Raw genomic sequence first — 21,476 nt, 5'->3', positions numbered from 1 at the left:
GAGTGACTCTATTTAAATTGAAGTGTTCTCGTGACAGTTATCGAAGCAGAAGTCCATACCTATCTCCGTAGCTTTCTTCGCAATCAACCCGACCTCAATTGGCCCCATCATCTAACAATGGCGCGTCTTGTGGCAAGAGCGTTGCGCCTTAAACGGTCTGCCCTGATGCAAACGGGAACTGCCTCAGGCTACTGCTTTAGCTATCTGACTCCTGCTCTATTGTTTGCCCGTCCTGTCCTTGTTGTTGCCCCGAAAAGCAAACAAAAGCAGCTTTTAGATCGGGCAATTCCACAACTCAAAGAATGGCTGGATACGAACACACCGGTTCAGGTTTGCGAAAACTTAGCCAACCTTTCTCCAGAAATATTGAGCCATCATTCCGGGTTAATTCTGGTTTCTCCTCAAGACTGGTTTGCGGATCGTCTCTTTGAAAAAGGATTCCTTCCTGAGGGCATTCCCACCATTTTTGACGAAGCGGATGATTTAGAAGATTGGGCACGAGAGCAACTCACCTTGAGGATTTCCACTCGCCATTGGAATGAATTACTCAACCATTATCCGCAGCATGCAGACCTCATTCGTGATGTGAGAGTGGAACTGACCAAAATGCTCTTTAATCGCCCGCAAAATCCTTATGAGTGTTTATTGCTGAATGAACCGGAACAAGAAATTCTGAAAAAGCTATTTGTGGTTTTAAAGGAGACTGCACCTAATCATCCCTTTTGCCAGTTTTTCCAGCAAGCCCAACAAAGTAATCAACTCCTTTGGGCAGATATGTATCGGGAACGAGGAGAATTTACAATTGCGTGTTGTCCTGGTTCGGTCTCTGAAGAGTTAACCCCACTTTGGACACAACAGCCAACGGTTTTCATTGGCGGCTTTCTCGATTGGGAAAAAGATGCCCCTGTGTATCGTCAGAAGTTGGGTTTACCAGAGATGACTTGCTTACGGTTTGCGCGCGATCGCCATCAGGATGCAATTAATTTATATATACCCGATGGGATGCCAATGCCCAATACCAGGGAATTTCAACCCGCCCTCTTGGAAAAAATCCGTCACCTGATCACTGAGGGCGATTTCCATAGCAATTTAGTGGTTGTTCTAGTCAGTGATGTCCCCTTGAAACGACAAACAGCAACGGCATTAGCAGGTGAATTTGGGTCTCGCGTCCGGTTAGAAAGTACGCAACTGCGAGAAAATGGGATTTTAGTGTGTAGCTGGGAATTTTGGCAAGACTACCGACAACAGTTAGCGACGCCACAGTTGCTGATTATGACAACCATTCCGCTTCCTTCTCTGGAAAACCCGATTGTTGCCGGACAAACTGCTTATTATAAACAGAAACGCCAAGATTGGTTTCGCCTCTATCTCTTACCCACGGCATTGAGAGAATTACAGCGAGCAGTGGTTCCTTTGCGCGAACAACAAGGGGTTGTTGCCTTACTCGATAGTCGGGTCAATCATCGCAGTTATGGGAAAACGGTTCTCTCGGCATTAGAACCTTATGCCAGAGTCGGCAATTGGCATTTTGTGCGACAATTACTCCCGTTCGACTGCCACGACTCCATTGGCGTTGAAAGTGACTTCTAATTCCCCAACAGCACTTGCTTGTGGAGTATTGCCCTCAACGGGTAAAGAAAGCAAATTGGGGAGAACGGGGGTTTCGGTAATATTGAGATTCGGTCCTGCGAGTTGTTCGTAACCCAGAACATCTCCTGTCTGTGTAACCCACACCCGATACCGTAAGGATTCTTCCCTAACCTCTTGTTGTAAGTTTTGACTAATTGTCGTTTGCAGATTACTTCCTAAAGCCGCTAACTCGTCTGAATCAGTAATTCTCGGAAGATCGGCGAGGGTTTCTTTAATCCCGGAAGGGACGGCACGCCCCCTTTCACTGGGGAGGGTTTCTTCACGACGGGATCCATTACCTTCTACGGGTTCGGGTTCGCGTATTTCTGGAATGGGAACAAAAAAGAGCGCGATCGCGGCGACAGCTAAACTCGCCACTCCCGTCATTGCGGGCTGGGCTTTTTTCGCTAACGGTTCGTTGCGGCTACGAATTTTACGAGAGTGAGGATGAAGACTTAAGGTAAGTTCGGGAAGAGTAGTGCCATCATTTAAGAGTTGATCAATGGCTTCAACCAAGTCAAATAATTCTACTGTGGTTAAATCAATTTTGATCACCTCTTCTGGCTTGCCATCTTCGGTACGCGTCAATTGCAACTGGTGTCGATTTTTTTCCGGAAGAGGCTTGATTTGAACCGATTCTCCGACCCAATCTTGAGTCGGTTCCGGAGTGAGTCCACTCAGAACCGATTGCGCGTAATTATTGACAACTCGGACTAAACTTTCCAGAAAATCGCGATCGCCTTGTAAGACGGATGACTGATGTTCTTCGGCAAGGAAGCGGCATTCGGCATTGACCAAAATTGACATCAAGGGGCGTCCATTCCCGTCTTCGTTAAAATTTACGTCTCCTGTCCAGCCATCAAGGATTAAAGAACAGTTCGGTAAACTGTATTGACGGCGAATCGTCATCTTATTTCTCCATCAAATAAACTACACCATAAACGCTGTGCGCCAGCAGTTCCTGTCGCGAATAACAGTTTTTTCAGTAAGGAAATGGCAACCTCATCCAATTGATCAGGAGACGCTAAATATTCTGCAATTCTGGCCCGACGAGGATTCATCCGTCCGCGAAAATGAGCCTGAAATCGCCCTAAATACCATCCAAGGCGGAGATTTTGCCGTAGTGGCAGCTCTTGGGCGCGAAGTTGTTGCTCCACCAGTAGCAGTTGGCGAATTAAAAACGTCAGTTGGCGCGATCGCGAAGCAGCAATAATCGTTAGCGCCTTTGCTTGCTCTAACTCTAAATAGCGTCGCATATAAGAGCGTCGCCAAGGATTGGTACACCGCAACCGCCACAAAACTACCCGGTTTGGAATCAAATCAGTTAAATTTAAATCCTTGGCCGTTGCTAGCATCCGTTCCGAGCTAGCGAGTTCCAAAGCTTCGAGGGCGAGCAACAACAAATCAATCTCTTGGGCCGTCCGAGGAGAACATCCCCGCACAGAAATTGGGTAATTGGGGAGATGATCCCATAACCACGGCTTGGGTGGTTCTGAGGGACGGTCATTAGTCATTACATTTGCCGAGGATTGGCTCATAAATCGCGCGAAAGCATACCGAACGTTTCGATTTTCTCATCTAATGTAACGCGAAATGAGACCGAAATAAATTTTCTCTCGGGACTTGTCACTACCAAAGTGATTTGTTATAGTAATAAAGCGCTAAAAAAAGGCGCTTGCCGGGATAGCTCAGTTGGTAGAGCAGGGGACTGAAAATCCCCGTGTCCGCAGTTCAAATCTGCGTCCTGGCATTTTTTTAATGGCTTCATCAACCCTGCATTGGTTTACTCTTGCTAAGATGTACGTAAATGCCGTACATTCCAAAATGACGTTATGGACAGCGTTAGTGTCAATCAGTTTCGAGAAAAGCTCAAAAACTATGTAGAAAAAGTCATTAGCGAACATACACCATTGAAGGTAACTCGTCGCAATGGCAGTGATTTTGTGGTTATCAGCGCCGAAGACTGGGAAAGAGAGCAAGAAACCCTCTACGTTCTCCAAAATGCCAGCTTGGTGCAGCAAATTGCCCAAGCCACAGAAACTCACCAAAAAAGTCAAGGTTATTCTCCCACGGCTGAGGAAGTCAATGAGATCCTTAGTATTTGAAGGGAAGACCTGGCAGATTTACGAAACGTTAAGACAAAAAGATCCAAAACTCCATCGCGCCCTCTGCAAAATTCTGAAAGAAATGCTGAGAGGAGATCCTACCCAGGGAACTGGCAAACCGGAACCGCTTAAGCATAATTTATCAGGATTATGGTCTCGACGATTATCTAAGCGCGATCGCGTAATTTACAAATTTGATGACAATTATATTTGTATCTTCGCGATTGGTGGACATTATGACCAATTGCCAGACGATAAGTAGAGTCTCCTAATTAAAGGGAGGAACGCTTGGCATTTTCAGATCAATCTAATCCTCTAACCTTACTCCGAGTGATAACGTTGGATACCGAGTTGAATCAAACGATCAACCAATTCCGAAAAAGGAATGCCCGTTGCTTCCCATAACCGGGGATACATACTGGTTGCTGTAAAGCCAGGAAGGGTATTAATTTCGTTGAGATAGACTTCTTCTGTTTGCTCTTCATAAAAAATATCGACCCGGGCTAAGCCAGCTGCATCCACCACGGTAAACGCTTGTTTTGCTAGTTCTTGAACCTGTTTAAAGATTGGATCGGGAAGGGGGGCGGGAATATAAAGTTCTGCTTTGCCTTCGGTGTATTTTGTTTCATAGTCGTAAAAGTCAGTTGTATACTTAATTTCTCCGACAACTGAAGCTTGGGGATCTTCATTCCCTAAAATGGCACATTCAACTTCTCTGGCAACAATCCCTTGTTCTACAATAATCCGGCGGTCATAATTTGCGGCTAGATCAAGAGCAGCTTCAAGTTCAGACCGGGTTTTCGCTTTAGAAATGCCGACAGATGAGCCCAGATTGGCTGGCTTAACAAAACAGGGATAGTTAATTTCTTCCTCAATTTCATCACAGAGTTTGGGGAAGACACAGGGACTCGACCAAATTTGATCGCGCTGGATTCCTTTATACTTCACTTGCGGCAATCCAGCCTGAGCAAACGCCGTTTTCATCGCTAATTTATCCATGCCTAACGCTGAGCCAAGCACACCGCTACCAACGAAGGGAACTTGCATTAATTTCAGTAAGCCTTGGACCGTTCCATCTTCCCCATTAGGACCATGCAAGATTGGAAACCAGACATCAATCGTACTGGCTGCTGCAGGAAACTGCCATCTTTCCCCTGAGGCTGACTTGGCTGGGGGAGTTTGCTCTTTTAGCGCTTGTTCAGCAACGGTTCCGGCTTGCCAGATCCCATTTTCTTGAATATAAAAGGGAATTAGACTATATTTGAGTGCGTTATGTTCCGTTTGCAGTGCCTGCGCGATCGCGCTTGCAGAACGAATGGATACCTCGTGTTCTCCAGAACATCCACCAAATAATAATCCAACCCGTATTTTACTCATTATCCGACTAACTTAATTCATCCTTAATATTAGCCCCTTACAATACCACAATTTTGCGCCGGACCATACTTCACTAAACCAAGGTGTTATTGCTTTAACTTACTCTTTAACTTAAGTTAAAGCCTATTTATTACTTTTTGAAAAGAAAATACTAAAAATCATAATTGAATTGTCTGTTATTCATGAACTTTTAGATAGTGATGATTTTTATCAGAGAAATCACGCTTTTTGAGTTATTTTTCAGTAATTACTTTAGAGTATATTTTCGTAATTTAAAATTAAATTTTCTCATTTAAAATTAAGTGTGTTATAAATTAATTATTTTAAGGGACAAGATTTTTCATAACATACTTAGAAGGTTTTCAAGGGTAATCACGAAGGAAGATTGATGAAATTAAATTACTTCAATAAGTGTATTCAATGGCAACCTACTGAGAAAATCTCAGTTGAACAACAAGTTAACGTAAAAAATTATTGGGAAAACGAACTGGCGCAAATCCCCCTACATTTAAGCTTGCCTGTCGATTCTCAATGGTCGAATTCACTCCCTTACACAGGAGAGGTTTATTTAGATGATTTTGAGGAGAGTAAAGTTAGCAACATTAGAAAACTTAAGCAATTAGAAAATACGAGTTTATTCATTATCTTTTGCTCAGCATTTTCAAGTTGGTTAAGTCGCCTGTGCGAGCAGGAAAAGTTCTTGATGGGGGTTTCCCTCAGGTCAAACTGGCGAGAAACCGAGGAGCCTCAAACTGTCCGAGACAAGCTGGCGAATTGGGTTGTTTGTCGTGTCAACTTAGTCGGAAATCTATCTTTCTCTGACGTTTTGCTGAGAGTAACCAGAGGAGTGGAAGAGGTGGAACACTACCAAGACGATCCTTTCCCGGAAGTGGCGAAATATTTGAAGCAGCAGCAAGAAACAGACCAATCTCCACCCGTACAAGTAGCGTTTAGTTGGGACATCGGTTCCCTTGGTGAATGCATCGGAGGAGACAACAATTCATGCGTAGACCCGTATCCACTTGAAGAGCAAGGTAGTGAAGCATTTGATCTGCATTTAACCGTGAAAGAAGCAGGAGAAAGACTACAGCTTTGTTGGCAATATAACGCTGATTTATTTCAGCAAGAAACCATCGTTCATTTAGCTCAAGGATTTAAAGCCTTTTTAATGAGCGCGATCGCGCAACCCGAACAGCCCATCGCAACCCTTCCTCTCCTGGCAGAAATTGAGTGCGATCAACCCGAATTCGGTACTGAGAGGTTAGACCTCTGTATCCATCATTTATTTGAGGCGGAAGTTCAACGCCTTCCCCAGAAAACAGCAGTAATTGATCAGGAAAAACATTTCACTTATGAACAACTCAATGAAGCTGCCAATCAAGTCGCTCACTATCTACAAAGTCTAGGTGTCGGTTGCGAAACCTTAGTGGGAATTTTTATGCCCCGTTGCTTCAACCTGATGGTGGGAGTCCTTGGCATTTTAAAGGCAGGCGCAGCATATGTGCCCCTTGATCCGGCTTATCCCCCCGAACGAATCGCTGACATGCTGGATGATTCTCAACTCTCAGTTCTATTAATTCAAGATAATAGTGATCACCTTCCTCCGACACAGGTCAAGCTGATTGATTTGTACTGGGATTGGGAGTTGATTGCAGAGTATCCCACTGACAATCCCACCTCCGAAACAACGCCGCAGAATCTAGCTTATCTAATCTATACCTCGGGTTCCACAGGGAAACCGAAAGGGGTGATGATTGAACATCGCTCACTAGTGACGTTTGCCCAAAAAGCGGCTCAAGAATATGAAATCACCGAAACAGATCGGATTCTTCAATTTGCCTCCTTTAGTTTCGATGCAGCTGTTGAAGAAATCTATACCTGTTTCATCACAGGGGCAACTTTGGTTTTACGTCCAGAAACGATGTTGGATTCCATGCCAACATTTCTGCGACTGTGTCAGGATTATCGCTTAACTGTTTTAGATTTGCCCACAGCATACTGGCATCTCTTAGTAGAAGGATTGGTCAAACAACCGGAATTAACTTTCCCCTCCGATATCCGGTGTGTCATTATCGGGGGAGAACGAGCGAATCCTTACTACGTAGAGCAATGGCAAAATTGTGTAAGTGGTTCACCCGTGCTGATTAATACTTACGGTCCCACAGAAGCAACTGTTGTCGCAACGACTTACCGCTTACCAGCAGAAGTCTCTACAAACCCAGAACTTCCCATTGGTAAACCATTACCGCATGTAGAAGCTTATATCCTTGACGAACAACAACAGCCAGTGTCTCGGGGGGAAGCTGGCGAGTTATATTTAGGAGGAATTGGCGTTGCTCGTGGATATCTAAATTGTCCTGAGGGAACAGAAAAGAGTTTTATTCCCAATCATTTGAGTCATCAACCGGATGCTCGACTCTACAAAACAGGTGATTTAGTTCGTTATCAACCAGACGGCAATCTCGAATTCTTAGGACGGATTGATCAACAAGTTAAGATTCGCGGTTATCGCGTTGATGTGGGTGAAATCGAAGCAACCCTCACCAGTTATCCCGGGATTCATCAAGTTTTTGTCACCACTCAACCTGACCAACTGGGGCATCAACAAATTATTGCTTACCTGATTTCTGACTTCATTCCCGATCAAATTCCTTACGAAGTAGAGTGTTCTTTAGAATCTGGCGGAGCGTTATTTCACTTAAGAACCGTTGATATTTCCCCAGTTGGGGTGGGCTTACAAGATGCACCACCGGATTTGGAGCAAGGAGACGCAGTTCGCCTGAGCTTTCCTCTACCGAAGCAAGAGGAGGAGCATTGGTTTCAAGGGAAAGTGGTTTGGCAGCAAGGTTCTCGTCTCGGAGTGGAACTAGAAACGTTTGCAGTTGAGCAAACCCTCCTGCAGCAAAGTGCAGAGTATTTGCTAGAGGCGCAGGGTCTTTTGAAATCTCTGCAACGGGCTGTTACTGGCATGCTACGTACCTATCTGCAACGGAAACTCCCCAATTACATGATTCCGGCGAACTTTATTTTAATGAATGCGTTGCCGCTGACACCGAATGGAAAAGTTGATCAAAAACAGTTACCTTCACTGGACAGAGAACCGACTCAGCTTACTGTTTCAGAGACAGTTGTACCACAGAATGAAACCGAGCAACAGCTAGCGGCGATTTGGAGTAGGCTTTTGGGTGTGAGTGAAGTCGGTGTAGAAGATGATTTTTTTGCGCTGGGAGGGAATTCCTTACTTGCGATTGAGTGTATTCATTGCGTCAGTGAGCAATTACAGATTGAAATTGCTGTTTCTGTACTCGTGCAACATCCCACCCTTGCTGCCTTTGCCAAGGCAATCACCTCTGATAGTAATCCCAGCGCGATGTTCCCTGCTTACGGGGCGGGCTGCCCTACAGGAACCGGAGAAGCCAGCGCGCCCTCTGCTCCAACAAGCGTTGACTCTCAAGATTTTGACCTGCAAGCAGAAGCCAAACTCGATCCAAGCATTCAATATCGCACCCCAGCTAATGTTACTAAAGCGCAATCGCCGTCAGCGGTTTTCCTCACGGGTGCGACTGGTTTTGTCGGTCCTTATTTGCTTGCCGAGCTTTTAGAGCAAACTCAAGCTGATCTCTATTGTCTGATGCGCTACTGTCCGGGAGAAAGTGCCAGAAAACGGATTGAAAAGCAGTTAAAATCTTATGCGCTTTGGCATCCCAGTTACCGACAGCGCATTGTTCCAGTAATTGGTGATTTATCAAAACCCCTACTCGGACTTTCTTCTGAACAATTTGAAGATTTGGCGAATAGTATCGACGTTATTTATCACAGTGGGGCTTGGGTCAACTTTGTTTATCCTTACTCAGCGTTACGAGACACCAATGTTCAGGGTACCCAAGAAATCCTCCGTTTGGCAAGTTGCCGTCAGACCAGACCCGTTCATTTTGTCTCCACTTTATCCGTTTTTCCCGAGACTTACGTGGATCAAGGGTTAGTTTTAGAAACCGATCTGCCGCTCGATGAAGAAGAACTGCAAACCGGTTATGGCCAAAGTAAGTGGGTCGCCGAACAACTGGTGCGAGAAGCCCAAAACCGTGGCTTACCGGCTACAATTCATCGTTTCGGCACCCTGGTTGGAGATAGTCGTACGGGCATGACTCACAAACCGAATGATTTCTTCTTTAGTTTAATTAAGGGTTGTCTCCAACTGGGAAAAGCCCCTCACTTGTCAGGCAAAATTAATCTGACTCCTGTTAATTATGCGACTCAGGCAATGGTTTATCTAACTCAACAATCGACTAACTGGGGGCAAACTTTTCATGTGATTAATCCCTCTTCTATGTCTTGGAAAACCTTATTGAGAGAGATGGAAGCAAATGGCTACTGCCTAGAAACCGAACCGTTTTCTTTCTGGTTGTCTGCGCTGAAAGAACACATTCAAGCGGGTTATCGTAATGAGTTAACAACATTTTTATCCATCTTAAACGGAGAAGAAGATCTCCCCCTCGATAACATTGAATTTGATACGACTTTGTCACAAGCAATCTTATTTAAATCTTCCTTAATTTGCCCCCAGGTTAATGCTCATTTCCTTGGAAACGATTTGAGTGAGTTCACCCCTCGCGATCAAACACTCAATTTAAAGCATTTTTAAATCACTAGTAAGTTCATTTACTCATCATTCAGTAATCACCATGCTCAAATGGATTCGTCCCTCTCAACAAGGTTCATTGGCTCGGCAGGCACTGAGTAAAACTTCCCTTGGCGTCGCTTTTGTCATTATTGCCTCAACGACCATTAGCTATTTCTATATCTTTGAACTTCTCGAAAAAAAAACCAAGCAAAAACTACGACAATATGTCACTGAACGCTCCCAACGGGAGGAAACCCTCTTTAGCTTAGCGCAAGATAATGTTGAGTTTGTAAAAAAAGCATATCTGAAACGATTAGCTGCAACCAATCAAGAAGACTACTCTAAGCAGTATGAACAGTTTTTCATTGAGTCTCCTGATGGGGTAACCCGTAATCGTCCCGAGTATCCCTTTGATGAATATGCTGCCCTTTTTTTAGACGACGACTTGGCAGTTGATGCTGAGATCAAACAGCGGGTTGTAATTGGCTTTCACTTAGCTACCGATTATGGCCGTGCTTGGAATAACCGTTTTCCGAATCTTTACTTTGTTGACCGGGAGAACTTTTCGATCGGCTACTGGCCCAGCTTTAACTGGCCCGCTGAAGCAACCGCAGATTTTGACGAAACCGAAGAAGAGTATTTTTATATCTCTACACCCAAACATAACCCAGACCGGGAAACCGTCTGGAGTGCGGTTTACCTCGATCCAATTGCTGATCAGTGGATGGTCTCGGTTATTTCCCCCATCTATTGGCAGGATGAACATATGATGAGTGTCGGTCAAGATGTTCCGTTGAATGATTTGATTGTCCGCACGACTAATCAAACCTTAGAAGGAACTTACAATATTATTTTCCGAGAGGATGGTCGCTTGATTGCTCATCCCGAACTGAGAAAGGAAATTAGTGAAAATGAGGGTGAGTTAACCATGATAGAAACCGGCAATGCCAATCTGGAAAGGGTGTTCCAACTCGTCCAAAATTATGAGGAGTTGCCCCTCGTCATTAATGATGAACAAGGAGATCAATTTTTAGCTTTAACGAAACTGGAAGGACCAGATTGGTATTTTGTGACCGTTTTTCCCGAGTCTATTCTCTCCAAACAAGCCTCCGAAATCGCCATCTTCGTTCTCCTACTGGGGAGTGGGGCTTTAGTCTTAGAAATTATCTTTTTATCGGGCGTTCTCCGTCGTAAAATTACGAAACCTTTAGCTGAATTAACCACTGCCACCACTGAAATTGCGAGTAATAATCTTGATATTAAAGTGGATGAATCAAAGAATAATGAATTGGGTCGATTAGCCGCTTCCTTTAATCAGATGGCGAGACAACTCCAGCAATCGTTTCAAGCGCTCGAGCAAGCCAATTCCAATTTAGAAGCACGGGTGGAGGAACGAACTCGGGAGTTACAGAAAGCCAAAGAAGCAGCCGATCGCGCCAATCAATTTAAGAGCGAGTTTTTAGCGAATATGAGCCACGAACTGCGGACACCTCTCAATGCAATTCTCGGGATGAGCGAGGGGCTACAAGAAAACATTTTTGGCGACATTAACGAAAAACAAGTGAAAGCCCTACAAACCATTGAAGGCAGTGGCTCCCATTTATTAGAGTTGATTAACGATATTCTCGATATCGCTAAAATTGAATCGGGTCAGATCAAAATAGAATATCATCCTACTCCCATCGCTCAACTTTGCAAATACAGTTTAACCTTTATTAAACAGCAAGCCTTTAATAAACATATTCAAGTTGAGACAAAACTTGCGCCGAATTTACCCGATTTATTAGTTGATGAACAACGGATTCGGCAAGTTTTGATTAATCTTTTGAATAATGCGGTGAAATTTACTCCAGAAGGCGGGCGGATTACACTAGAGGCTTATCTGTCTCAAAATGCAATCGATTCTACAGGCTATGTGGAAATTGCAGTGTCTGATACGGGAATTGGGATTGCCCAAGCCGATCTCGAACAATTGTTTCAGCCCTTTACGCAAATTGATAGCGCCTTAAATCGGCAATATCAAGGAACGGGCTTAGGACTTGCTTTAGTGAAACATCTAGTTGAACTTCATGATGGGCATGTCAGTGTCACGAGTCAAGTGGGCATTGGCAGCCGTTTTACAGTTGAATTGCCCTGTGTTGATTCTGGGATCAAGTCCGAACCCCAACTTCAATCTAGTTCTGATCAAACCGCTGCTTGTGAAGAGGAGGGCGCTTCGTTAATTTTGTTGGTTGATGACAACGAAGCCAATGTCATGACAGTTTCTAACTATTTTGAAGCTAAAGGCTATCAGCTGCTCGTAGGAAGCAATGGGCAGGAAGCAATTCAGCTCACTTTATCTGAAAATCCCGATTTAATTTTAATGGATATTCAAATGCCGGGGATCGACGGAATAGAAGCCATACAAGAAATTCGCCGTTATCCCAACGTCGTGGATGTGCCAATTATTGCCTTGACGGCTTGCGCTATGGAAGGCGATCGCGATCGCTGCTTAGAAGCGGGAGCAAATGAGTACATTGCCAAACCCATCAAATTAAATGAATTATTTGCTGTCACCCAAAAGTTTTTAGTGAAATCGTGATTTTCACTCCATTAAAATATCATTAAAAGTGACTCTTAAGCGATTTCATACTTCGGAGAAAACATTAGACCAAACGGAGAGAGGAATTGCCATCGCGCTGTGAAACAAAAGAAAATATCTGATTTTTCTCAGTATTTCTATTGAAAATCGCGAGAAAGCATTAATTTTTTTTAAGTTACAATGACTGCCACAATAATTGCTGTCAAAGCTACGATAAATGCCCCAACAAAAATCGCTGCAGCAACATTGCCCCGTCGAATTTCTCCACGGTAATCGGTGGGCGTAATCATATCAAATAAAGAAACAGCTCCATAAAGAAGAATTACGCCAAAAAAAGTCCAGCCCAGTGTTTCCACAATTGCTTGTAACACTAACATCATGATTCAACATTCTCTAAAGTCTTCTCTAAAATTGTATGCTAATAGAGAGCTAAAAACTCATTAATTTTGTTTTGGATCACGTTTAATTATCTTGGACAAGATGAAAGATGTCAGCTAGCATTCAATCTTCTAATACGAGCCGTTTTGTCGAACACAGTACGAAGATTAGCTCCTTTGCCTTAATTTTGGTCATTCTTGCTGGTTTAGGGAGTCTTTTTTTTCCTCAACAAGTCACTAACGAGAGAGTCAATGTTCTTCCTGAAGAAACTGTCAAACTTTCTCCGCTCACCATCCAACGTCGTCCCATTGGCGCCCTGCGAATTGATGTAAAAGCTGTGATCCCTACCAATCACTGGGTCGTTTACGAAATTCGATTGTATGATGATCAAAACCAACTCCTGGCCTCTGGGATTAAAGAAGCTTGGAAAGAGTCTGGTGTCTGGCGAGAAGATGGAGAAACAGGAACTTGGTCAGAGTCAGATCTTTTAGGAGGGCTAGATGTTCGTCTAGGAGAGAAACAACAAGAAAAGATTACGATTGCAGTTACGGTTTTAGAATATGGAGAAACCCGAGGTCGTGTCCTGAGTGAACAACCAGTTTCCTTTCAGGTTGACGTTGAAAATGGGGTCATCGATGGTCGTTATCTTTGGACCGGATTTTTTGGGGTTTTGGTGATGTTGATTCTCAACGGTTTATCTGTGGGAACAATCGGGAAAGTGAGAATCAAGAAAACGGTTAATGATAGTGATGTGGGAGAACGAGCGTTCCTTGGCGGAGAGAAGTGTTTAATTAAAGTGTCTGTTAAGGTCAAGTCCGATGAAACCTCACCCCAGTCGCTAATGGTGAATTTGTGGTTGAAAGATGGCATGGGGGAACAAATTTATAGTGAACAAACTCCGATTAAACTTCGTTTTCGTCGAGATGATGGTGAAATTGAAGATGCTCGGGGAACACTAGAACAGTATTTCGTTTTTACCCGACGGGGTTCTTATGGGTTTTATGTGGAAGTCACTCCCGATCAACCAGTCGATCAGACGACCCTAATGGTTACCGAAAATACGAAAACCCAGTCCGGGAAAAAGCCCGTCAAAATTATTACTGTGGATGCCAACTAAATTTTAATTGACTAATGCTACCTAAAATTTTTGCGAGTATTGCTTTTTTGATTGCCGTCCTTACGATTTTTGCCAGTTATACTCAACGCTCCGCCCTTGCGTTACGTCAAGAATCGCAACCGCTGTATTTACCGCGTCATAATACAGGTATCTCGGGTTATTACTTTGGCGGTTCCTGGCGACCGACTCGTCTGCGGTCTGACTATGGCAGTTTTCGCGGTGGCGGACCGAGTAGTGGGAAGTAGGATAGCGCTACGCGAAGTGGGAATAGGGAACAGGCTTAATCCGCGCCCCTGATGGGAGCAAAGCCTTGACGCTGGATATTCTCTGTAATCACGCGGGGTTCCATAAACTGCATCAAATAGTCGGGACCCCCTGCCTTAGAGCCAATTCCCGACAACTTAAAGCCACCAAAGGGTTGTCGGGCCACAATTGAGCCAGTAATGCCCCGATTAATATAAAAATTCCCCACTTCAAATTGGGCTTTCGCTTGTTCAATATGGGATAAGGTGCGGGAATAAATTCCTCCGGTTAAGGCATAATCCGTATCGTTAGCGACGGCTAAAGCTTCGGGAAAATCTTTTACTTTAATCACAGCAATCACGGGGCCAAAAATTTCTGCTTGGGCAATGACAGCATCAGGAGCAACCTCTGTAAAAATAGTAGGCGCAACATAATAGCCGTCTTCGGGAACAGACACTTGCAGCGCTACATTGGCTTCCTGTTTACCTTGCTCAATGTAATGACAAACGCGATCGCGCGCTGTCTCATCAATCACCGGACCTACTTTTGTCGCCGGATCATCGGCTTTTCCTACCTGCAGCGAGCGGGTGGCTGCCATCAGTCGTTCAACAAAGCGATCATAGACGCTTTCCAGGACAATTGCCCGTGAACAAGCCGAACACTTCTGACCACTGTAGCCAAAAGCAGAGGAGATAATCCCTGAGACGGCTTGGTCTAAATCGGCACTGGCATCAACAATAACTGCATTCTTGCCCCCCATTTCAGCAATCACTCGCTTGAGATGCCGTTGTTTCGGTTGCACTACTGCCGCATCGGCATAAATTTGACATCCCACCTCTCTTGACCCAGTAAAGGCAATTAAATGAGTTTGAGGATGCTTTACCAAATAATCCCCAACGGTAGAACCACGACCCGGAATATATTGAAACACTCCTTTCGGGATGCCTGCAGCAATCAAAATTTCGGTCAGTTTGGCGGCAATAATGGAAGTGGTTCCCGCCGGTTTTAACAAGGCACAATTACCGGTCACCAAAGCGGCAACCGTCATCCCAGTTGAAATCGCAATGGGAAAGTTCCAAGGAGAAATGATCACGGCCAGTCCCCGGGGTTGATAATGATAGAAATTCGTTTCCCCTGTCAGATCAAAGTGATGACCCTGCTGCAACTGTTCCATGGCATCCGCATAGTAGCGGCAGAAATCAATGGCTTCTGACACTTCTGGATCTGCTTGAGCAAGGACTTTTCCGGATTCAAAACAAACCCAAGCATTGAACTCATGACGGCGTTGTTCCATTAAGTCAGCGGCTTGACGAATGATTCTCGCTCGCTCGGAAATGGGGGTGTTTTTCCAAGCGGGAAAGGCGGCTTGCGCCGCTCGCATTGCTGCCTCGGCTTGTTCTAAGGAAATTTGTCCGACCCGACCAATGAGTTCGGTGGGTTGAGAGGGGTTGACGGAGTCTTGATAGGTAGCGGTTTCGACAGATTCCCCATTAATCAGAGGAGAATAGGTTTTACCGAATTGTTGCCGCACCCTAGCCAGTGCCGTTTGTGCGTTTTCCCGTTGCTGTTGGTCAGCATAGTCAGTATTGGCAGCATTGGCAAATACCCCTGGGGTGGGCGTAGGGGCTTGCTCTGGTTGGGGAGAAGGAGGCGCAAGCAGTTCTTCGGCCGGGCGATTTTCTAATTTTTGGCGTAAAAAGGAACTATTGGCTGTATTTTCCAATAAGCGTCGAATCAAGTAAGCCATACCGGGTAAAAGTTGCCCGTAGGGAGAATAGACTCGTACCCGATGACCTCGCTTGATTATTGCCTTGGCTAAGGGGTCTCCCATGCCATATAACACTTGCAGTTCAAAGCGCTGACGGGGAATATTGAGGTCTTCCGCGATCGCGATGGCAAGAGCTTGGGAACGTACATTATGGCTACCAATCGCCCCATGAAGCCATTCATGATTCGTTAGTAGCGTCTGGGTCATCTGTTCAAAATTGCAGTCCGTTTCTGCTTTCGTTTGAAAGACGGGCGATGGCCAACGGTGTTGAGTCGCTCGAATTGTTTCTTGATCCCAATAGGCTCCTTTTACTAAGCGGATCGTAATCGGCGTGCCTCGTTGCTTTGCCCATGCGATTAAGTCTTCTAGATCTTTTTGGGAATCACGGAGATAAGCTTGCAACGTCACACCAATATCAGCGCGATCGCGAAACTCTTCTTCCATCAATAAGTCTTTCAAGATGGCAAGAGTAAGATCCTTATAAACGTACTGTTCCATATCAAAGTGAATCGCCGCTCCCACTTCCTGAGCGCGACGTAACAGCGGACGTACTCGTTCACAAACCTTTTCTTGACTGCCTTCGGGATCGAGGGGATCAAATTGGGAGTAGAAAGCAGTCAATTTCACCGAGACTTGGACTTTGGGTAAGTCTTCTCCCTCCGCTGTATCAATGGCTGGCACCGACTGCCAGTTTTGGGCGGCTTGGGAGAGGGTTGCTAACAAATCAAGATATCGTTGCTGATAAGACTGGGCTTCGGCCTCACTAATTACCGCTTCCCCCAGTAAATCGATTGTGAACGCCATCTGATTGCGGCGCAAGCGTTCAATGGTCTTAAGAATTTGCTCAGTGGTTTCTCCAGCAATATACCTTTGGGCAAGCATCGCCACCCCTTTGCGAAATGTGGAGGCAGCAGTTTGTGCAGCTAGCGAATTGGGATCAGTAAAATTGAGGAGTTTTTTGAGAGAACTGGGCAGTTCTACACTCTCATCACTCAGATATTCCTGGAGGTGGGTTGCAATCTCCGGACGACTTTCTAGCGAGGGCAAGCAATCAATTAAGCGGAAGAGTTGCACCCGTAACCCTGAGTTGTTCATTGCCCAAGCCAGCAATTTATCATCTAATTGCAGGGAAGCCAAGGGGGAGCGGTTTTCTCCCATCTTTTCCAAAAGCCAAAGCGCGATCGCGTGAGTGGCAGGTTCATAGTTGGTTATGGTGGGTGCGGCAACCATGAGCGTCTATCTCCCAGGTGACGATTGATGATTGGTGCAATGGTAATCAAGTTTTCAAAAGTCTATCAGTCCTTTGCCAATAGTGAAGTTCACCATGAGAACTTCTCTTTACTTTGAGCAAAAACCCCTCTGCTTGGAGAGGGGTAAAATCTAAGCAATGAGCCTTTAAAAATTAGCCCTTAACTTTGCGGACTGGCATTGGGACAGAAATTGCTTTACTGACGCTTCAATTGTGAGAGTAGTTATACGGATTACGCTTTCAGTAACTCGTCCCATCCCCATTTTTCAGTTAAACATCATAAACCCGGCATTTTATTGCTTCGGGATGTTCTTGGCAATAATTGTCAAGGTAGGTTTTATTTTTCTGTTCCGCTTGGCGATGAGAAATAACTGCTAAGAGTTCCTCTACTTGATTCCAAGCATACGCACTATCAGAAGAATGAACTCCTTTTTCCTGAGAAATTTCTTGCGCCCAATGTTTTGCCTTTTGAGCTAAGTCTTGAAGTGATGCCAGATCGGCTTGACCCACTTTGGCATCCGTAATTTGTTGTTCAATATCTTGGGTAGTAACCATCTTAAATAACCCTCCTGGTGTATTGGCTACTACTCCTAATCTAACGAGAAAATGAGTGTTATGAAGCTAATTGTAAATAAACATTAGAAATCTTAAAAATAGAGACCAAGCTTTTGTTACTTTGCTCATTTATAAGGGTCAAATTTCAAGATTTTTGGGGAAATGATGAATTTATGTTAAAAAAGTGAGATTATTAATCCGTTGAGATCATGAGCTTCTCTTTAACGCTAATTTTCGTTAAAATGCCTCATTAAATTTATGGGAAACCTGGCTGACTCCTATTTCCTCGCTTTAAGTAGCCAAGCGACCTTTTCTGCAGATCCTAGCTTAAGGATAAAAAGCCAGTTGCGGTAACCCTAAAGTTTCTTCCCAACCCAACATTAAATTCATGCACTGAACAGCTTGTGCGGCTTGCCCTTTCATCAGGTTATCAATTGCGGACATAATGATGACACGCTCAGTTCGGGGATCGACTTCAATGCCGATATAACAGAGATTAGTGCCAGATGTCCATTTGGTTTGTGGATAAACACCATTCGGAAGAATTTTCACAAACTGAGAGGAGCGATAGAAAGCATTGTAAATTGTCAGTAAATCATCACGGACTAATCCCGGATCGCGCAAAGTTGCATAAACCGTCGCTAACATGCCTCTTACCATCGGAACTAAATGAGGAGTAAATTGCACTCGAATCTCCACTCCCGCAAGGCTACTACAAATTTCTTCAATTTCTGGAGTGTGACGGTGTCCGGCAACGCTGTAAGGGGTTAGAGCGTTGTCTGCTTCAGCAAGGAGTAAATTGACTTTGGTTTGACGTCCCCCACCCGATGTTCCAGATTTGGCATCGATAATGATGCTTTCTGGAAGAATTAACCCTTGTTTGAGTGCAGGCGCGATCGCGAGTAAACTAGCAGTGGGATAACATCCCGGACAACCAATGAGAGAAGCAGCAGCAATGCGCTCTTGATAAAGCTCAGGTAAGCCATAAACAGCTGCTGAGGCAGTATCTTCATCATGCCGTTCCACATTGTATGTGGTTGAGTAAGTTGTGAGGTCGCCGAAACGGTAATCAGCAGATAAATCGAGAACTTGGCATCCTTTCGCTAACAGTTGCGGTGCTAAGTCATGGGCTAAACCATGAGGGAGAGAGAGGAAGACAACTTGACACTGTTGCGCGATCGTCTCAGCATCGATGGGCTCGATCCGATGGTGAAAGCGATGAGCGAGGTAAGGATAAAGATCAGCGAAGTCTTTGCCAGCACTCTGACTGCCTCCTAAATAAGTTACTTCTACTTGAGGATGTTCTAGGAGTAAGCGAACCAGCTGTACCCCCCCATACCCAGACGCCCCAACAATACCAACAGAAACTTTATCTGAAGCATTCATAATTGATTAATATTCCTAAACTGATCGCGATCCTGCCTTGAGGTTGGCTGCATTGTAGCAGTAAGAGAGCGCTTTGTGGGTTATCGGAGATGAGATTCTTTGCGTTTAACCTAGACGAGAAGGAGTAACATTGTATAAACTTTTAATCTTCCCTAATAAATCGTATCGTAAGTTTTCCTTGACTTTAAGCTCATCTGATTCACAGTAGCTAACGCGAAAAACATTCAATCATGGAGATCAGCTATAGCAAACATCCCGATGGAACACAATTAGCCTATCGCCATCATGCTGCCTCAGTCAAACAAAGCTATAAGCCAGGGCTTCTCTTTCTGCCTGGTTATGGTTCAGATATGGAGGGGACTAAAGCGACCCAGATTTTTACCTGGGCCAAGCAACAGGGTTTGCAAGCGACCTTAATGGACTATGGCGGTCATGGCCGTTCTAGTGGCGAATTTAGGGATGGCACTTTGGGTCAATGGACCGATCATGCCTGTCACATTTTAGAAACCATAACATCAGGACCACAGATCTTGGTGGGTTCCTCTATGGGAGGCTGGATTATGATGCTCTTAGCCCTTCACTCTCCCCAGCGTATCTGTGGCTTAATGGGTCTGGCCACTGCAACCGACTTCACATCGCGATTGATCCTACCAGGTCTAAATACTCAGCAAAGGCAAGAGTTATCGACGAAAGGTGAAATTATCCTTGCTCATAGTTCTTTACCAATGACTCAGCGTTACATCCAAGAGTCGATCAATCATCAACTCCTTGGCAATCAGCGTCTTGGCACCTTAACTTGCCCTGTGACCTTGCTTCATGGTCGACAGGACACTGTTATCCCTTGGATGTGGAGTTGTGAATTACAGCAGGAATTAAGGAGTGATTTCATTACTGTTATTTTGCTCAAATCGGGTGACCATCGTCTTTCCGACCCGCAAAGTTTAGACATTCTGATCGACAGTTTGGCACGACTTTATGAAGTCGTCTTATCTGAACTTGATTAATTCATGCTACAAAACTATTCCCTACTCGAACTTAGATTATGGATGTATTGGGCAATGCGAGAAGCAGCACCAGCTTTTCCCATTCTGTGTTTGCCATTATTGGCAATCATTTTCGAGTGATCTGGGTCAGTCAATAGCCCTTGGCAAATATCCGCCGCTTGCGCAGGTTTTTGCACTAAAATAACGGAGGGACCCAGGAGGCGGGTTTGGGCTTCGGCGAAAGCAGCAGTATATTGAGGACCCCTTCCCGGAATTGCAATCACCGGCTTTCCTAAGCCAACACATTGTTCGGTAGCCGTTCCTGCCATGGCAATGGCAAAATCACAAGCGTGTAAGCAACTGTGATAAGCATTTTGGGTGAGAAATAAGGGTGTCACCCCTTGTTGAAAACCTAAGCCTTGTTGATCTTGAAGGGGCATTGCAACAGATAAGTTTAAATTTTCTTTTTCTTGCCATCCTCTGGCTTGTAATTGCTCACAAAATGAATCTAAATTGAGGCTAGGCGCGATCGCGCCCAAAAAGCAAAGTTTACTCTGGGTTTCGTGCTGGATGATGCTGTCTACGGCTTCTAAAATTAATTGCCAATTTCTCTCTGCTTCGGGAGAACGAGACCCCGGTAGGAGTAAAATGTGCAGTGTGTCTGATGCCTCTCTTAGGGGAAATTCTGGCACTAATCCATCCATCATCGGATTGCCAAAATTATAAGCGGGAATCCCAAATGTCTGTAACACTTGTGTCGTTAAGGCATCCCGCGGAAATACACCCTGACAGCGAGGGCTTTTCATCAAGTAACGTTCCCAAGGGAGATAAACCGACCCCATTCTTCGTTCCCAACGGGAGGTGTTGGGTAGCCAACCCGCCTCATCTCGTAAATAATACTCAGACTTAGCAGTACCCACAAATACATACTCTGTACCACTGAACCAGGCAAACAGTAAGGGAACAATATCTCCCACCGCAAGAATCACCCCTCCTTGTTTCGCCCACTGTCGTACCGCTTTCAGTTGCGCTAAAGTTAACGCAATCAGTCCCCCGCGGACATCTCGCCACAACTCTTTCGCATCCATGTAAATAAACCCTCCCGAAGGCATGGTTTTCCCCGGCGTCAGTAAAGGAATGCGCGATCGCTGATAGGCTAATCCATCACCAACAATGGGCAAAGCCGTAATTTCTACCGATTGAGTTTGCTGATGCAACGCCTCAATGATCCTAACGGCAATAACATCTTCACCATGACCATTGCTGAGACAGAGTAATTTCAAAATTTGATCGTTGCTTTTAGATGAATGTTCTTCTCTAAATTACCATTCCGCTTAAAAACGAGTTAACGGCTCTTTGTAACGAATCTGGATCAATATGATGTCTGCGAATCATACCCGAACGCGGATCTTTTGAGCAATGATTAGCCGCTTAATATAATAGAGATAAGACTTTTCTGTTTTAAGACTCATCTGCTTAAGAGG

Annotated in this window: 16 protein-coding genes and 1 tRNA gene; 9 read left to right on the top strand and 8 right to left on the bottom strand. The window is 44.8% G+C overall.

Annotated features, from left to right (window positions below; all coding sequences use genetic code 11):
• Positions 1-30 precede the first annotated feature (30 nt).
• Entirely contained in the window at positions 31-1,590 is a 1,560-nt protein-coding gene (locus tag GVY04_13595) for an ATP-dependent DNA helicase (GenBank protein ID NBD17126.1), read from the top strand.
• On the opposite strand, the gene GVY04_13590 is transcribed toward GVY04_13595, so the two are convergent.
• Positions 1,540-2,538, bottom strand: coding sequence for a DUF4335 domain-containing protein (locus GVY04_13590; GenBank protein NBD17125.1), 999 nt, complete (start codon positions 2,536-2,538; stop codon positions 1,540-1,542). The genes GVY04_13595 and GVY04_13590 overlap by 51 nt on opposite strands.
• Complete coding sequence (locus GVY04_13585) at positions 2,535-3,167, bottom strand: DUF3038 domain-containing protein (GenBank protein NBD17124.1); 633 nt, start codon at positions 3,165-3,167, stop codon at positions 2,535-2,537. Before GVY04_13585 ends, GVY04_13590 begins: the two co-directional genes overlap by 4 nt.
• Positions 3,168-3,306: 139 nt before the next feature.
• Between GVY04_13585 and GVY04_13580 the strand changes: the two genes are divergently transcribed.
• The 3 genes from GVY04_13580 to GVY04_13570 all read left to right on the top strand — a co-directional run bounded on the left by GVY04_13580 (position 3,307) and on the right by GVY04_13570 (position 3,996).
• A tRNA-Phe gene (locus GVY04_13580) sits at positions 3,307-3,379 on the top strand.
• Between the two features lie 82 nt (positions 3,380-3,461).
• Positions 3,462-3,734 (top strand): type II toxin-antitoxin system prevent-host-death family antitoxin, encoded by a 273-nt coding sequence (locus GVY04_13575; protein ID NBD17123.1) that lies wholly within the window; start codon positions 3,462-3,464, stop codon positions 3,732-3,734.
• Positions 3,715-3,996, top strand: a complete 282-nt coding sequence (locus tag GVY04_13570) for a Txe/YoeB family addiction module toxin (GenBank protein NBD17122.1) — start codon at positions 3,715-3,717, stop codon at positions 3,994-3,996. The genes GVY04_13575 and GVY04_13570 overlap by 20 nt, the downstream gene beginning before the upstream one ends.
• 59 nt (positions 3,997-4,055) lie before the next feature.
• Here GVY04_13570 and GVY04_13565 read toward each other — a convergent pair whose 3' ends face one another.
• Positions 4,056-5,111, bottom strand: coding sequence for a D-alanine--D-alanine ligase (locus GVY04_13565; protein ID NBD17121.1), 1,056 nt, complete (start codon positions 5,109-5,111; stop codon positions 4,056-4,058).
• Between the two features lie 388 nt (positions 5,112-5,499).
• On the opposite strand from GVY04_13565, the gene GVY04_13560 reads away from it, so the two are divergent.
• Entirely contained in the window at positions 5,500-9,753 is a 4,254-nt protein-coding gene (locus GVY04_13560) for an amino acid adenylation domain-containing protein (protein ID NBD17120.1), read from the top strand.
• Positions 9,754-9,793: 40 nt separating this feature from the next.
• Positions 9,794-12,313: a response regulator gene (locus GVY04_13555; GenBank protein NBD17119.1), complete on the top strand. Its 2,520-nt coding sequence runs from the start codon at positions 9,794-9,796 to the stop codon at positions 12,311-12,313.
• A gap of 170 nt (positions 12,314-12,483) precedes the next feature.
• On the opposite strand, the gene GVY04_13550 is transcribed toward GVY04_13555, so the two are convergent.
• Entirely contained in the window at positions 12,484-12,693 is a 210-nt protein-coding gene (locus tag GVY04_13550) for a DUF350 domain-containing protein (GenBank protein NBD17118.1), read from the bottom strand.
• Between the two features lie 107 nt (positions 12,694-12,800).
• Between GVY04_13550 and GVY04_13545 the strand changes: the two genes are divergently transcribed.
• Together GVY04_13545 and GVY04_13540 are read left to right on the top strand one after the other, a co-directional pair.
• The gene (locus GVY04_13545; GenBank protein ID NBD17117.1) at positions 12,801-13,808 is read left to right on the top strand and encodes a hypothetical protein; all 1,008 of its coding nucleotides are present in this window, start codon (positions 12,801-12,803) and stop codon (positions 13,806-13,808) included.
• Positions 13,809-13,822: 14 nt separating this feature from the next.
• Positions 13,823-14,053, top strand: a complete 231-nt coding sequence (locus tag GVY04_13540) for a hypothetical protein (protein ID NBD17116.1) — start codon at positions 13,823-13,825, stop codon at positions 14,051-14,053.
• Positions 14,054-14,088: 35 nt separating this feature from the next.
• Here GVY04_13540 and pruA read toward each other — a convergent pair whose 3' ends face one another.
• From pruA to GVY04_13525, 3 genes are all read right to left on the bottom strand, one after another.
• Positions 14,089-17,049 carry an L-glutamate gamma-semialdehyde dehydrogenase gene (pruA, locus tag GVY04_13535; GenBank protein ID NBD17115.1) on the bottom strand — a complete coding sequence of 987 codons (2,961 nt, stop codon included), beginning with the start codon at positions 17,047-17,049 and terminating at the stop codon, positions 14,089-14,091.
• A 289-nt stretch (positions 17,050-17,338) separates the two neighbouring features.
• On the bottom strand, positions 17,339-17,623 hold the full coding sequence (locus tag GVY04_13530) for a hypothetical protein (GenBank protein ID NBD17114.1): 285 nt from the start codon (positions 17,621-17,623) through the stop codon (positions 17,339-17,341).
• A gap of 327 nt (positions 17,624-17,950) precedes the next feature.
• On the bottom strand, positions 17,951-19,009 hold the full coding sequence (locus tag GVY04_13525) for an N-acetyl-gamma-glutamyl-phosphate reductase (GenBank protein NBD17113.1): 1,059 nt from the start codon (positions 19,007-19,009) through the stop codon (positions 17,951-17,953).
• A 230-nt stretch (positions 19,010-19,239) separates the two neighbouring features.
• On the opposite strand from GVY04_13525, the gene GVY04_13520 reads away from it, so the two are divergent.
• Positions 19,240-20,013: an alpha/beta fold hydrolase gene (locus tag GVY04_13520; protein ID NBD17112.1), complete on the top strand. Its 774-nt coding sequence runs from the start codon at positions 19,240-19,242 to the stop codon at positions 20,011-20,013.
• 14 nt (positions 20,014-20,027) lie between these two features.
• Here the strand turns inward: GVY04_13520 and GVY04_13515 are convergent, their stop codons facing one another.
• Positions 20,028-21,275, bottom strand: a complete 1,248-nt coding sequence (locus tag GVY04_13515) for a hypothetical protein (protein ID NBD17111.1) — start codon at positions 21,273-21,275, stop codon at positions 20,028-20,030.
• Between the last annotated feature and the right edge of the window lie 201 nt (positions 21,276-21,476).

This window comes from Cyanobacteria bacterium GSL.Bin1, assembly GCA_009909085.1.
Taxonomy (GTDB): domain Bacteria; phylum Cyanobacteriota; class Cyanobacteriia; order Cyanobacteriales; family Rubidibacteraceae; genus Halothece.
The sequence above is the reverse complement of the archived record's forward strand: the minus strand, read 5'-3'. Positions and strand labels throughout refer to the sequence as shown.

Excerpts from the sequence above, each read along its gene's own strand:
- GVY04_13530 (NBD17114.1), bottom strand. The coding sequence starts at position 17,623 with ATGGTTACTACCCAAGATATTGAACAACAAATTACGGATGCCAAAGTG.
- GVY04_13565 (NBD17121.1), bottom strand. The coding sequence starts at position 5,111 with ATGAGTAAAATACGGGTTGGATTATTATTTGGTGGATGTTCTGGAGAA.
- GVY04_13525 (NBD17113.1), bottom strand. The coding sequence starts at position 19,009 with ATGAATGCTTCAGATAAAGTTTCTGTTGGTATTGTTGGGGCGTCTGGG.
- GVY04_13545 (NBD17117.1), top strand. The coding sequence starts at position 12,801 with ATGTCAGCTAGCATTCAATCTTCTAATACGAGCCGTTTTGTCGAACAC.
- GVY04_13550 (NBD17118.1), bottom strand. The coding sequence starts at position 12,693 with ATGATGTTAGTGTTACAAGCAATTGTGGAAACACTGGGCTGGACTTTT.
- GVY04_13520 (NBD17112.1), top strand. The coding sequence starts at position 19,240 with ATGGAGATCAGCTATAGCAAACATCCCGATGGAACACAATTAGCCTAT.
- pruA (NBD17115.1), bottom strand. The coding sequence starts at position 17,049 with ATGGTTGCCGCACCCACCATAACCAACTATGAACCTGCCACTCACGCG.
- GVY04_13540 (NBD17116.1), top strand. The coding sequence starts at position 13,823 with ATGCTACCTAAAATTTTTGCGAGTATTGCTTTTTTGATTGCCGTCCTT.
- GVY04_13560 (NBD17120.1), top strand. The coding sequence starts at position 5,500 with ATGAAATTAAATTACTTCAATAAGTGTATTCAATGGCAACCTACTGAG.
- GVY04_13575 (NBD17123.1), top strand. The coding sequence starts at position 3,462 with ATGGACAGCGTTAGTGTCAATCAGTTTCGAGAAAAGCTCAAAAACTAT.
- GVY04_13570 (NBD17122.1), top strand. The coding sequence starts at position 3,715 with ATGAGATCCTTAGTATTTGAAGGGAAGACCTGGCAGATTTACGAAACG.
- GVY04_13590 (NBD17125.1), bottom strand. The coding sequence starts at position 2,538 with ATGACGATTCGCCGTCAATACAGTTTACCGAACTGTTCTTTAATCCTT.
- GVY04_13585 (NBD17124.1), bottom strand. The coding sequence starts at position 3,167 with ATGAGCCAATCCTCGGCAAATGTAATGACTAATGACCGTCCCTCAGAA.
- GVY04_13555 (NBD17119.1), top strand. The coding sequence starts at position 9,794 with ATGCTCAAATGGATTCGTCCCTCTCAACAAGGTTCATTGGCTCGGCAG.